The sequence below is a fragment of the Pseudomonas sp. B16(2017) genome (genome assembly GCF_002113205.1).
GTDB classification, from domain to species: domain Bacteria; phylum Pseudomonadota; class Gammaproteobacteria; order Pseudomonadales; family Pseudomonadaceae; genus Aquipseudomonas; species Aquipseudomonas pharyngis.
In genome coordinates this window covers 297216-310523 of record NZ_NEKA01000002.1, presented here as the reverse complement: position 1 = coordinate 310523, position 13308 = coordinate 297216, and the positions used below count along the sequence as shown (strand labels likewise).

The 13308-nt window shown below is 61.8% G+C and carries 7 protein-coding genes and 2 pseudogenes; 3 read left to right on the top strand and 6 right to left on the bottom strand.

Translation table 11 applies throughout. The features are described 5' to 3' along the window. Positions 1-62: 62 nt before the first annotated feature. The 5 genes and pseudogenes from selO to CAG25_RS29020 all read right to left on the bottom strand — a co-directional run. Entirely contained in the window at positions 63-1526 is a 1464-nt protein-coding gene (selO, locus tag CAG25_RS04035) for a protein adenylyltransferase SelO (RefSeq protein WP_085611113.1), read from the bottom strand. 48 nt (positions 1527-1574) lie between these two features. Further along, entirely contained in the window at positions 1575-4928 is a 3354-nt protein-coding gene (gene mscK / locus CAG25_RS04030) for a mechanosensitive channel MscK (protein WP_085611112.1), read from the bottom strand. Positions 4929-4962: 34 nt separating this feature from the next. Further along, a complete protein-coding gene (locus CAG25_RS04025; protein ID WP_085611111.1) occupies positions 4963-6705 on the bottom strand; it encodes a potassium/proton antiporter in 1743 nt (580 codons plus the stop codon). Positions 6706-6862: 157 nt separating this feature from the next. Further along, complete coding sequence (locus CAG25_RS29025; RefSeq protein WP_371857704.1) at positions 6863-7726, bottom strand: methyl-accepting chemotaxis protein; 864 nt, start codon at positions 7724-7726, stop codon at positions 6863-6865. Beyond that, a pseudogene (locus CAG25_RS29020) lies at positions 7718-8473 on the bottom strand (MCP four helix bundle domain-containing protein); the annotation flags it as partial. The gene CAG25_RS29025 and the pseudogene CAG25_RS29020, both read right to left, overlap by 9 nt. Before the next feature lie 295 nt (positions 8474-8768). Here CAG25_RS29020 and CAG25_RS04015 point away from each other — a divergent pair. The 3 genes and pseudogenes from CAG25_RS04015 to CAG25_RS04005 all read left to right on the top strand — a co-directional run bounded on the left by CAG25_RS04015 (position 8769) and on the right by CAG25_RS04005 (position 11325). Then, complete coding sequence (locus CAG25_RS04015) at positions 8769-8999, top strand: hypothetical protein (RefSeq protein ID WP_085611109.1); 231 nt, start codon at positions 8769-8771, stop codon at positions 8997-8999. Continuing rightward, a complete protein-coding gene (locus tag CAG25_RS04010) occupies positions 8996-9298 on the top strand; it encodes a cell division protein ZapA (RefSeq protein WP_064592966.1) in 303 nt (100 codons plus the stop codon). Before CAG25_RS04015 ends, CAG25_RS04010 begins: the two co-directional genes overlap by 4 nt. A 99-nt stretch (positions 9299-9397) precedes the next feature. After that, positions 9398-11325, top strand: a pseudogene (locus tag CAG25_RS04005) (methyl-accepting chemotaxis protein). A 71-nt stretch (positions 11326-11396) separates the two neighbouring features. Here the strand turns inward: CAG25_RS04005 and CAG25_RS04000 are convergent. Continuing rightward, on the bottom strand, positions 11397-13199 hold the full coding sequence (locus tag CAG25_RS04000; protein ID WP_085611108.1) for an acyl-CoA dehydrogenase: 1803 nt from the start codon (positions 13197-13199) through the stop codon (positions 11397-11399). Positions 13200-13308 lie beyond the last annotated feature (109 nt).

The following is a 13308-nucleotide window of genomic DNA, read 5'->3' as shown; positions in this document are numbered from 1 at the left end:
ACGGGATCGTACGACTGATCTGGAGCCGTACGGATCGATTATCAAGGTTCAGTCGTTCCCGCTTACGACGAACAACTGATCTCCAAATGCTTGCCCCACTCCGGCGGCCGTTGCGCGTAACTCTCCATTCCAGGCTGTTCCTCGAATGGATTGCTCAGCACCGCGTGCAGCCGTCGCACTTCTGAATAGTCACCCTGCTCGGCAGCATCAATCGCCTTCTGCGCCAGGTAATTGCGCAGGATGTACAGCGGATTCACCGCATGCATCCGCGCACGGCGCTGTTCCTGATCGGTCGCGCCATCGCGTGCGACGCGGGCGACATAGCGTTCGCCCCAGGCATCGAAACCTTTGATATCGACGAAGTCATCGCGCAGGCGGGAGACGGCCTGTTCGGCTGACTCTTCGCCCAGACGACGGAAGAACAACGTGTAATCGACGCCGCTGTTCTGCATCAGTTGCAGCAGTTGTTCCAACAGTTGCTGGTCGTCGTCCTCGGCGGTGGTGAAGCCGAAGCGGCGGCGCATCAGGTCGAGGTAGTGCGCCTGGAACAGCGGCAGGTACAGGCCGAGGGTTTCGCGCAGGGCTTCGACGCTGATGAACGGCGTCAGGGCCTGGGCCAGGGCGCTGAGGTTCCACTGGCCGACCGGCACCTGATTGCTGAACGAGTAGCGGCCCTGATCATCGGAGTGGTTGCAGATGAAGTTCGCGTCGAAATCGTCGAGGAAGGCGAACGGGCCGAAGTCGAAGGTGATGCCGAGGATCGACATGTTGTCGGTGTTCATCACCCCGTGGCAGAAGCCGTATGCCTGCCACTTGGCAATCAGTTCGGCGTTACGCTCGACGATTTCGCGGAACATCGCCAGATACGGTTCCGGCTGCTCCAGGCATTCGGGGTAGTGCATCGCCAACACGTGTTCGCCGAGCTGCTTCTGCTGTTCGGGACGCTTGGTGTAATAAAAGTATTCGAAGTGGCCGAAACGGATGTGGCTCGGCGCCAGGCGCAGCACCATCGCGGCGCGTTCCTGTTTCTCACGCCAGACCGGGGTGTCGGAGCCGATCACGCAGGCGGCGCGTGAAGACGGGATGTTCAGCGCATGCAGCGCTTCGGAGGCGAGAAACTCGCGGATCGACGAACGCAGCACCGCGCGACCGTCGCCCATGCGTGAGAACGGCGTCTGCCCGGCGCCCTTCAGATGCAAGTCCCAATGTTCGCCGGCCGCGTTGTAGACCTCGCCCAGCAACAACCCACGACCGTCGCCCAGTTGCGGGGTGTAACCGCCGAACTGATGCCCGGAATAGACCATCGCCCGCGGCTCGGCATCGGCCCACAGCTTGTGGCCGCCAAACAGCTCGGCAAATTCCTGGGTGTCGGCCACCGCCGGGTCGAGATCCAGCAGCGCCAGGGCCGCAGGGCTGGCCACCACCAGTCGCGGATTGTCGATCGGTTCGGGCAGCACATGGGCCGAGAACGCATCGCCCAGGCGGGCGAAGCGGTTGTCGAAGGTCAGTTCGTCGAGGGCTTTCAAGGACCGGCTCCAGCAGAATGTCCGAGCATTCTGCTGGGATTAGCCGGGTTAGTCGAGTTTGGCCGGCGGCGGTTCCTGCAACGGTTTCTGGTCGTCGCTGACCGGCACGATGGTTTTGGTTTCCGGCTCGATCGGCACCATCTTGTATTCCTGGCCGTGAAGGTTCTTCAGGTAAACCTCCATCTGGCGGAACGAGATGTTGATGTGCTGCTTCTTGAACTCACGGTTGATGAAGCGGTTGACCTCGTCGAGTACCGGGTTGCGGTCGCCGAGATCACGCACATGCATGCGCAGTTCGTGGTCGAGGGTGCTTTCGCCGAAATTGAGGAAGTACACATGCGGCTCGGGTTCCTTGAGCACGCGCGGGTTTTCCCGGGCGGCCTTGAGCAGCAGTTCCTTGACCAGATCCAGATCCGAACCGTAATCGACGCCCAGTTTCAGGGTCACCCGGGTGATGGTGTCGGTCAGCGACCAGTTGATCAGTTGCCCGGTGATGAACGTCTTGTTCGGGACGATGATGTCCTTGCGGTCGAAGTCGGTGATGGTCGTGGCGCGGATGCGGATCTTGCTCACCGTGCCCGACAGGTTGCCGATGGTGATGGTGTCGCCGATCCGCACCGGGCGTTCGAACAGGATCATGATGCCGGAGATGAAGTTCGCGAAGATCTCCTGCATGCCGAAACCGAGGCCCACCGACAGCGCCGCCACCAGCCATTGCAACTTGTCCCAGCTCACGCCGAGGGTCGACAGGGTCGAGACGAAACCGACCCCGGCGATCACGTACGACAGCAGCGTCGTGGTCGCGTACGCACTGCCCTGGGCCAGATTGAGTTTCGACAGTACGAACACTTCAAGCAGGCCCGGCAAGTTGCGGGCGAGGGCAAAGGTGATGCCGATGATGATCAGCGCGCCGAGCATGTCGCCGATGCTGATCGGCACCATGCTCATGTTGGCGCCGGTGCCGCTGGTGTATTCGTAGAGGGTGATGTTGTCGAGGTACGAGAACACCGTGATCAGGTCGGCCCAGACCCAGTACAGCGCGGCGATGAAGCCGCCGAGCAGTGCCAGACGGATCAGGCGCAGGGACTGTTCGTTGACCTTTTCGATGTCCAGGGTTGGCTCTTCGATCACCGCTTCGCCGTCGCCGGCTTCCTTCGCTGCCTGACGTTTGGCCAGGGCGCGCTGGTAGGCCAGACGGCGTGCCGCGACCGCCAGACCTCGGACGAAAGTCGCTTCGATCACCAACCAGAACATCAGCAGGTACAGAGTGTTGATCAAGCGGTCGCTGAGCTTCAGCGCGGTGTAGTAGTAGCCGAAGCACACGGCGACGAACAGCGCGATGGGCAGCAGGGTAAACATCACGCCCACGGCCTTGCGAAACAGCGAGGCGTTTTCGTGGGTCGGGCTGCTGATCAACAGGCGGCTGAGCAGCCACGCCATCAGCGCATAGCAGGTCAGCACCACCGGCATGCCCAGTACATCGTCGGCCAGCGCCGCCGGTTGCAGTTCGGCAACCGCCACCACGGCCACCAATGCCATGACCACCAGTCCGAGGCGACGGACCCAGCCTTGCAGGAATTCGACCTGCGGCTTTTCCCAGCGGAAGTGCAACTCGGCCACACCGCCCGGCGCGAGGATCCGATAGGCGGTGTAGAACACCAGCCACGCCTGGGCCATTTGCAGCAGCGCCGCGCCCATGTTCGCGTTCTGCCCACGGGCGTCGATCTGCAACGCCAGCCCGCACAGGGCCAGGCCCAGCGCCACCGGCATCGCCAGCAGAATATTGATCAGGATCGCCTGCGGCGTGTGCCACTGGCTGTCACGTTTGAAGTGGCCGATGTCCTGATGAACCTTGTTCAGGCGCGAATAGAGTTGCTTGCGCCGCCACAGCAACGCGCCGATCAGCAGCGCCAGCGGCAGGAACAACAGCGGTCGCTGGGTCAGGCCGTCGGTCAGTTCGCTGAAGCTTGAGGCCAGCGGCAAGGTGTCGACCTGACGCTTCAGGCGCTCCGGCACGCCGCGCATCCATTCGGTGTCCAGCGGCTTGTTGCTCGGGATCCAGAACATCTGCTCGTCGAGGGTCGCGCGCAGGCTTTGCGCGGTGCTCAGCAGTTGTTTCTGGTTCAGTTGCAGGGTGATCGATTCGTTGAGCATCGCGCTCAGTTCGCGGCTTAGCCGTTCCAGCAGATCAACGCGGGTGTTGGCCAGCTCCAGCAGGCTCTTGCGCAGTTGCGGTGTGACTTGTTCCGGCGGCTGAGTGGACAGCAGGTTGTCGACGTAAGTCGCCGGATTGCTCAGCTGTTCGCGCTGTTGGTTGATTTCGAACTGGTACAGGCGAATGTCGGCGATCTGGTCCGCCAGATCGCGGTCGACCTTGAGGCGCGGCAGCGCTTGCTTCTGCTTATAGAGAATCTTCGACAGCAGCAGGCTGCCCTTGAGCACGTTGATCTGCTCGTCGAGGGCCGAGTCGCTCTGGGTCACGCTGTCCAGTTGCTGCTTGGTCTGCAGGTTCTGCTGGGTGAGTTCGTTGAGACGGTCGGTGCTTTTGAGCAGGTAGTCGGAGAGCTTGAGGTTGGCCGCGCTTTCCGTGGCGAGCAGGGCGCTGCTGCCGGACTTTTGGGCCTCGATCGACTGCTGCGTCACGGTTTCCTGCGACAGGGTCAGACGTTTCTGGTTGATCAGGGTTTGCAGTTCCTGGATCTCGCGATCCAGACGGTCGGACTTTTCCGAGAGCAGGTCATGCTGACTGTTGCCCAGATCCTGCAACTGGTTGTTGCCGGCCAGTTCCTGACGGCGCAGCGGGATCAGCGCGTTCAGGGCGGCCAGCTCGGCGTTGAGCAGGTCGCGCTGCTCGGCGCTGACGGTTTTGCCGGCGTCCTTGCCGGTCTTGAGGATGTTGTTGATCTGCTGGATGCGCGTCTGGCTGCTGGAAATCTCGGCCTGGGCGCGCTCGGGACGCGTCTGGGCGGTGATGATCAGGCTGTTGGCGTCGGCCAGGGCTTTCTGCAGATCGCTTTGCTGGGTCGAGCGCTCGGTGAGCATCTGCTCCAGCTGCTGGATGTTTTCCTTGGGAAAGCGCTGCGCTACCGGTACCACTGCGCTGGCCTTGAGGCGGGTCAGTTCGCGCGAATTCTCGATGGTCTGCTTCGGCGCAGTGGCCAGCTGCTGCTTGAGGTCAATCAGCTTCTGCTCGTAGTCACGCCGGTTGTTGAGCTGGTTCAGCGTGTTTTGCAGGACCGTCTGCAGGGCCTTCTTGTCGGCCTCGGGCAGTTTGCTGTCGGTGAGCTTGTCCAGGCTGGCCTGCACGGCGTCGCTGGACGGTGGTTCGGCGGCTTGCAGCGGGCCGACGGAAAGACTCAGGCCCAGCAGGGCCGCGAGGAAAAAGGAGCGCAGGGTAGGCATAGAGACCGGTCAAGCAAGTGAGAGTGGACGCAGTTTAGAGGAAGAGCCCGGGCCCCGGGCGACTTCCTTCGGGGAATCTGACGCCCACTTTGGCGATCTTGTTCCCGTCCATGACCGCAACCGTCCAGTGGGTGTTGTTCCATTCCACCTGGTCGCCAACGATTGGCGCACCGCCGACTTTCTGGGCAATGAAGTGGCCCAGGGTCATGTCCGGATCGATGCCTTCGGCGGGCAGGCCGTACAGGGCGGCAACCGCTTTGAGCTGGGCGTCTCCTTCGAGTACGAAGTCGCCGAAGAAGCGCAGATCGAGGCCGCGTTGCGGCGCCTGGCTGAACAGTTTTCCGAGGGCCGGAAGGTTGTGTTCATGGCCGATAACACACAGCAAATCATCGACTTCCAGCACCGTACTACCCGACGGATGGAGCAGTTGCTGGCCGCGAAACAGGGCGGCGATACGGGTGCCTTCGGGCATTTTCAGTTCGCGCAGGGGCGAACCGATGCACCATTTTTCCGCGCCGAGCTTGTAAACGAACAGTTCCCACTCGCTGGTGACGTGCACTTCGAGGGCGGCGCGGGAGATCGGCGCCGGCTCCGGCGGTACGGTCACCTTCAGCAGCTTGGCCACCCACGGCAGGCTCGTGCCCTGCACCAGCAGCGACACCAGCACGATAAAGAAGGCGAGGTTGAAATACAGCTGCGCATTCGGCAGCCCGGCCATCAGCGGGAACACCGCCAGAATGATCGGTACCGCGCCACGCAGGCCAACCCAGGAAATGAAGGCTTTCTCGCGACCGTGGAAGGCCTTGAACGGCAACAGCCCGACCAGCACCGACAGCGGCCGAGCGAACAGAATCATCCACAGCGCCAGACCCAGCGCCGGCAGGGCGATCGGCAGCAGATCATGCGGCGTGACCAGCAGCCCCAGCACCAGGAACATGCCGATCTGCGCCAGCCACGCCATGCCGTCGAGCATGTGCAGGATGCCGTGACGGCTGCGCACCGGGCGGTTGCCGATCACCAGACCGCACAGGTACACGGCGAGGAAGCCGCTGCCGTGCAGGGCGTTGGTCAGGGCGAACACCACCAGACCGCCGGCGATCACCAGAATCGGATAGAGGCCGGTGGCGAGGTTGATCCGGTTGACCAGTTGCAGCATCAGCCAGCCGCCGCCCAGACCGATCACGCCACCGATGCCGAACTCGCGGATCAGGTGGGTCAACAGGCTCCAGTGCAGGCCGGTCTGGCCGCTGGCGAGCATGTCGATCAGGGTCACGGTGAGGAACACCGCCATCGGGTCGTTGCTGCCGGATTCGATTTCCAGGCTGGCGGTCACCCGTTCGTTCAGGCCCTTGCCACCGAGCAGCGAGAACACCGCCGCGGCGTCCGTGGAACCGACGATGGCGCCGATCAGCAGGCCTTGAATCAGATTGAGGTCGAACAGCCACGCGGCGGCCATGCCGGTGAGGCCGGTGGTTATAAGGACGCCGACCGTCGCCAGCGACAAGGCCGGCCACAACGCCACGCGGAAACTGGACACCCGGGTTCGCAAGCCGCCGTCGAGCAGGATCACCGCCAGCGCGAGGTTGCCGACCAGATAGGCCGTCGGGTAGTTATCGAAAATGATCCCGCCGCCATCGACCCCGGCAGCCATGCCGACCGCGAGGATGATCACCAGAATCGGGATGCCGAGACGGGAAGACAGGGAGCTGACAAGAATACTTGCGCCTACCAGCAACGCGCCGATCAAGAACAGGCTGTTGATGGTCGTCGCGTTCAAAGGCAGTACTCCAGAAGCGGAAAGACGGGCACAAACTGACCATGCAGTCTGCGTGCCAGCGATTCTAACCTGTTGAAATGTGATGCTGTCAAAAAGCTTTTTCAGCTTTGCGCAAGATCGTTCCCACGCTCCGCGTGGGAACGATCAATGCAGAGGGTTAGAGGCTGAACCGCCCAACCATATTGTTCAGATCCAGCGCCAATCGCGACAGCTCATTACTCGCCGCACTGGTCTGATTCGCCCCGGTCGCCGATTGCACCGACAGATCGCGGATGTTCACCAGGTTGCGATCCACTTCCCGTGCGACTTGCGCCTGTTCTTCGGCGGCGCTGGCGATCACCAGGTTGCGCTCGTTGATTTCGACGATGGCCGTGTTGATGGTGTCCAGCGACAGGCCGGCGCCACGGGCGATATTCAGCGTCGACTCTGCACGCTCGGTGCTGTTGCGCATCGAATCCACGGCGTGTTCGGTGCCGCTCTGGATGCTGCCGATCATGCGCTCGATTTCGCTGGTCGACTGCTGGGTGCGGTGGGCCAGGGCACGGACCTCATCAGCCACCACGGCAAAACCACGACCCGCTTCACCGGCACGGGCCGCTTCAATTGCCGCGTTGAGCGCCAGCAGGTTGGTCTGGTCAGCCAGGCCGCGAATCACGTCCAGCACCTTGCCGATGTCACGGGATTCGTTGGCCAGATCGCCGATCAGGGTCGCAGTGCTCTGCACGTCGGCGCTCATGCGTTCGATGGCGCTGACGGTCTCCTGCACCAGATCGCGGCCGTCGCCGGCGGAGGTGGTGGCGTTCTTCGAGGCTTCCGAGGTGCTGACCGCGTTGCGCGCTACTTCCTCAACGGCGCTGGTCATCTCGTTGACGGCGGTGGCGGCCTGCTCGATTTCGTTGTTCTGTTGGGTCAGGCCACGGGCGCTTTCGTCGGTGACGCTGTTCAGCTCTTCGGCGGCGGAGGCCAGTTGGGTGGCCGAGCCGGAAATCCGCTGCAGCGTGTCGCGCAGCTTCGACTGCATCTTGGCCATGGCCGCCAGCAGGCGTCCGGCTTCGTCGGTGCCGTCAACGTGGATCGGCTGGGTCAGGTTGCCCTCGGCGATGGTTTCCGCTGCATCCAGCGCCTTCGCGATCGGCTTGGTGATGCTGCTGGTCAACAGCCAGGCGAACAGCAAGGTCAGGCCGGTGGCAATCACCAACAGGGTCACCACCAGATTGAACGACATCGAATACTGATCAGTGGCGCCCTGATTGGTCTCGGCGATCTGTTGGGTGTTGATCTCCAGCAAACGCGCGAGAGCGGTATTCACCGCTTCGGAATTGGCGAGCAAATCGGTGTTGAGCATCTGCCGCAATTCGTCGACCTGATTGTTGCGCGACAGAGTCTTCATCCGGTCTTCGAGCTGATGGTACTGCGCCAGCAACTGCACGTACTGATCGTAAGCCGCGCGTTCTTGCGGGCCATCGATCAGCGGCTCGTAGGCGCGTTGCGCGTCGGCGATCTGCCGGTTGCGCAAATCGAACAGTTCGATGGTTTTTTGCTGGACGTCTGGCTCACGGTTGATCAGCAACCGATACGACAGCACGCGCAGGCGCAGGGTCAACTGGGTGAATTCGTCGAGGGCCTTGATCGAAGGCACGCTGGCCGTGGCGATGTCTTCGCCTGCCGCGCGGATCTTGCTCATCTGATTCAGGGCGAACACGCCGAGAATCAGCATCAGGCCGCCGATCAGGGCGAAACCGGTGAACGCCCGGGGGGCGATGTTCATATTGCGAAGGGACATGGAGGCGGATACCAGGGAAGGGCCGCATCCGTGCGGGCTGAGACTGCTGTTGGGTGACTTATCGGTCATACGACTAAAGTCTTGAGGCGGTGTGCGTATTTTGTCGCATGGGGCGTCGGGCGACGAAGTGCAGGAACCAGATCGGCAGATCACAGTCTCTAACACTCGCAAGAACGGTCGGCCGCCAGGAAAATCAAGGCCTTGCGCCGGTTTAACCCTGGCGTCAACGATGACTTTTCTTTATCGTACGCGCCCTTTGAAAAAGCCCTGGAAGATCAAAATGTTGGAAGCATCCCTCAGCCAATTGGAACAGCTCGTCAGCGACCTGGTGCAACAGAACCAGACCCTGTCGGAAGCCAACCAGACCCTGTCCACGGAACTGGCCCAGGCCAAGGATGAAAACGAAAGCCTGCAACTGAGCCTGATGGAACAGGAAGAAAAGCACGGCGCCACCGCCGCGCGCATCCAGGCCCTGGTTGATCGCGTCAACGCAGGTCCTGTCAGCGCATGAACCACGGCACAGCAGGGGTAAAAGTCATCTCCATCATGGGGGAGGACTATTCGATCAAGGCACCGGCCGGGGAAGAACAGACCCTGCTGGACGCTGCGTTGATGCTCAAGGCCGCACTGGCCGACACCAAGAAGAAATACCCGACCCTGATCGGTGACCGCCTGCTGGTGCTGGCGGCGATGAATCTGTGCTCGCAGCAGATTGAAATGAAGAAGCAGCATCAGGAAGAACTCGAGCGTTACCAAGAGCAAGTCAGCGCCACGGTCGAGACCATCGCCAAGACCATCAATCAGGGTTGATGGGTTGCGCACAACCAAAGAATAAGATTGTCGATTGCGCTGTATACAATCGGCACGGCTGTTGCAGTGTTTCAGCCTCTTATTCTTTGGGGGTGCTCCATGCAGTTCTGGCGTCGCAGTATTCAATGGCAGCTGATCCTCGGTATGGGCACCGCCCTGCTGGTCAGCATTCTGATAGTGGTTGGCATTTATACCCTGGTGGTCAACCGCCTCGCCCAGAGCTATCTGGTCGAACAGGCGCTGCCGTCGAGCATCGAAGCGACGCGCAACGACATCGAACGAATCCTCGTTCAACCTCTCACCGCCGCCAAGGACATCGCCAGCAACACCATGGTCCGAGACTGGCTGGCCAATGGTGAAGACTCCGCCAAAACGGCGGGCTTCGCGCAGTATCTGGAAGGCATCCGCGCCGAACACAAGGCGTTTACCGCGCTGATCATCGGCACCGAATCCAATCACTACATCACCGAAAAAGGCCTGGATCGCACCCTGAGTCGCGACAAACCGGCCGATGCGTGGTTCTACTCCTTCCTCGACAGCAATCAGCCGCGAACCCTGAACATCGACAACGACGGGGCGACCGGAGAGCTGGCGCTGTTCATCGATTTGAAGGTGGAGCAGGCCGGCAAAGTGGTCGGTGTCGCGGGCCTTGGTCTGAGCATGAAAGAGCTGTCGGAGCTGATCCACAACTTCAGCTTCGGCGAGCGTGGGAAGGTCTATCTCGTGCGTTCCGACGGTTTGATCCAGGTCCATCCCGAGGCGCAGTTCAGCGGCAAGCGCACCTTGAGCGAGCAGATCGGCACCTCGGCAGCACAAGCAGTCATGGGTCATAAAGCGGCGAGCAACAGCAGCTTCCAGCGCGATAGCGAAGATTTCCTCGCCTTCAGCCTGCCCCTGCGCGACTTCGGCTGGACCCTGGTGGCCGAAGTGCCGCAGTCGCAGATCTACGCCGAAGCCCGCCGGGCGATGTGGATGAGCAGCGGCATCGGCCTGGTGGTGGCGCTGGTTTGCCTGGCGCTGGTGATCTGGCTGGCTCAGGGGTTGGTGAGACCGATTCGTCAGGTAACAGCTGCATTGGTAGCGGTGGTGGAGATTTGACTCACCGGTTAGATTCCAGCCGCGCCGATGAACTCGGCGACCTCGCGCGGGGCTTCAACCGTTTCCTCGACAGCCAGCGCGGGATGATCGGCGAAGTGCTGACCACCAGCGAACGTCTGCGCGTTGCCGTCGGCCAGGTGGCCAGGGTTGTGGATAACACCGCCGAACGCTCCGGTCGCCAGCAGGAAATGACCGACATGGTCGCCACTGCCGTCCACGAAATGGGCCTGACCGTGCAGGAGATCGCCCAGAACGCCGGCAACGCCGCGCTCGCCTCGCAAACCGCCCGCGATGAAGCGATGCAGGCGCGGGAAGTGGTCGGCGGCTCGATTCGCCATATAGAAAGCATGTCAGATGAAATCGGCGTTGCGGCGGGCGCGGTGGGGGAGCTGGCGCATCAGGTGGCGTCGATTGATCAGGTGCTGGCGGTGATTCGCGGGGTGTCGGAGCAGACCAATCTGTTGGCGCTGAACGCGGCGATTGAAGCGGCGCGGGCCGGGGACATGGGGCGTGGTTTTGCAGTGGTGGCCGACGAGGTGCGCACGCTGGCGCGCCGGACTCAGGCGTCTACCGACGAAATTCAGCAGATGATCGGCAGCCTCAAGCAGGGGGCGGAGAATGCGGTGTCATCGATGCGCACCGGGCAGGCTGCGACGGGGACTGGAGTCGAATCGAGCCAGCGTACCGGGGCGTCTTTGACTGCGATCACCGGGCAGGTCGAGCGCATCAGCGACATGAACCATCAGGTGGCGACGGCGACCGAGGAACAGTCGGCGGTGACCGAGGAGATCAACCGCAACGTACAGGGCATTTCCGATCTGGCCCGGGCGACGGCGGGGGAGGTCCGCGCCTGTCGTGAGGATTGTCAGATGCTGCAGCGGTTGGCGGATGATCTGGCGCGGCAGATGGGTGGGTTCAAGTTGAGCTGATGTGTCGCCAGTTCCGGCCCTTTCGCGGGCAAGCCCGCGAAGACGGTATCAGCCGCAACGCATAATCCGGATCAGAACCACGCATCCTGCATTGCCAGACACGTATCATCCCGCGCCTCCAGCAACGCCAGCTCATGCTGGCACCCCGGCACTTCCCACGTCAGGAAATACCGCGCCGCCTGCAACTTGCCCTGATAGAAGTCGGCATCCGCCGCATTTCCCTTGGCCAACCCTTCCTCGGCGCGAATCGCCTGTTCCAGCCAGCGCCAGCCAATCACCGCGTGCCCGAACACTTTCAGGTACAACGCCGAATTCGCCAGGCTGCTGTTGACCTTGCCCTGTGCCAGATCGGTCAGCAGACCGATGGTCACTGTCTGTAGGCGCGCGACCAGTTTCTCCAACGGCTCACGCAGTGCGGTCAACGATTCGTACGCGACTGCGCGCTCGGCGGTGTTGGCAATCAGGCGAATCAGTTGCTTGAGCCCGGCACCACCGTTCTGCGCCAGTTTGCGTCCCAGCAAGTCCAGCGACTGAATGCCGTGGGTGCCTTCGTGGATCGGGTTCAGGCGGTTGTCGCGGTAGTACTGCTCCACCGGGTACTCGCGGGTGTAACCGTGGCCGCCGAGAATCTGGATCGCCAGTTCGTTGGCCTTGAGGCAGAACTCGGAGGGCCAGGATTTGACGATCGGTGTCAGCAAATCCAGCAGTTCATGGGCCTGTTTGCGCTCGGCCTCGGTTTCCAGCGTAGTGGTGTCATCGAACAGCCGCGCCGCGTACAGACCGAGATCGAAAGCACCTTCGACGTAGGATTTCTGCGTCAGCAGCATGCGTCTGACATCGGCGTGCTGAATGATCGCCACCGGCGCCGTCGTCGGATCCTTGCTGTCCGGCACTCGGCCTTGCGGGCGTTCGCGGGCGTATTCCAGTGAATACAGGTAACCGGCGTAACCGAGCATCACCGCGCCCATGCCGACGCCGATCCGCGCCTCGTTCATCATCTGGAACATGTAGCTCAAGCCGTGATGCGGCTTGCCCACCAGATAACCGACGCACTCGCCGTTATCGCCGAAGTTCAGCGCCGTTGACGTGGTGCCGCGCCAACCCATCTTGTGGAACAGCCCGGCGAGCAACACGTCATTACGTTTGCCCAAACTGCCGTCATCGTTGACCAGAAACTTCGGCACGATAAACAGCGAAATGCCTTTCACCCCGGCCGGTGCGTCCGGCAGTTTGGCCAGCACCATGTGCACGATATTTTCCGAGAGCGGGTGATCACCGCCGGAGATGAAGATCTTGTTGCCCTTGAGGCGATGAGTGCCGTCGGACGAAGGCTCGGCGCGGGTACGAATATCCGACAGCGACGAGCCGGCGTGGGGCTCGGTCAGGGCCATGGTGCCGAAGAAGCGGCCGTCGATCATCGGTTGCAGGAAGCGTTGCTTCTGCTCTTCGGTGCCGAAGCTTTCGATCAGGTTGGCCGCGCCCATGGTCAGGAACGGATAGGAAGTCGACGCCGCGTTGGCCGATTGGAAGTGGGCGAAGCAGGCCTGGGACAACAATGTAGGAAGTTGCATGCCGCCGGCGTCGAAACTGCGCGCCGCGTTGAGGAATCCGGCTTCGAGGAAGGCGTCCACCGCCGGTTTCACTTCGGGAATCAGAATCGCCTGACCGTTCTCATAGCGCGGCTCGTTCTCGTCGCCCTTGCGGTTGTGCGGCGCGAAGTATTTCTCGGCAATGTTGCGCGCTGTACCGATGGCGGCATCGAAGGTTTCGCGATTGTGCTCGGCAAACCGCTCGCGCCGGGTCAGGCCCTCGGCATCGAGGACTTCGTACAGCTCGAAAGCCAGATTGCGGGAACTGAGCAACGTCTCGGACATGGCGGCCTACCTTTTTTTGGAATGGGCCGAGTCTAGGCGTGCGAATAAAGGCTGAACAGGAAGATTGATAACGGTGATATTGGAGCCGAGCAGCGGCTTAACAAACTCC

Coding starts and splice junctions, on each gene's coding strand:
- CAG25_RS04015 (WP_085611109.1), top strand. CDS start 8,769: ATGTTGGAAGCATCCCTCAGCCAATTGGAACAGCTCGTCAGCGACCTG.
- mscK (WP_085611112.1), bottom strand. CDS start 4,928: ATGCCTACCCTGCGCTCCTTTTTCCTCGCGGCCCTGCTGGGCCTGAGT.
- CAG25_RS29025 (WP_371857704.1), bottom strand. CDS start 7,726: ATGCAGTCGAAGCTGCGCGACACGCTGCAGCGGATTTCCGGCTCGGCC.
- CAG25_RS04010 (WP_064592966.1), top strand. CDS start 8,996: ATGAACCACGGCACAGCAGGGGTAAAAGTCATCTCCATCATGGGGGAG.
- CAG25_RS04000 (WP_085611108.1), bottom strand. CDS start 13,199: ATGTCCGAGACGTTGCTCAGTTCCCGCAATCTGGCTTTCGAGCTGTAC.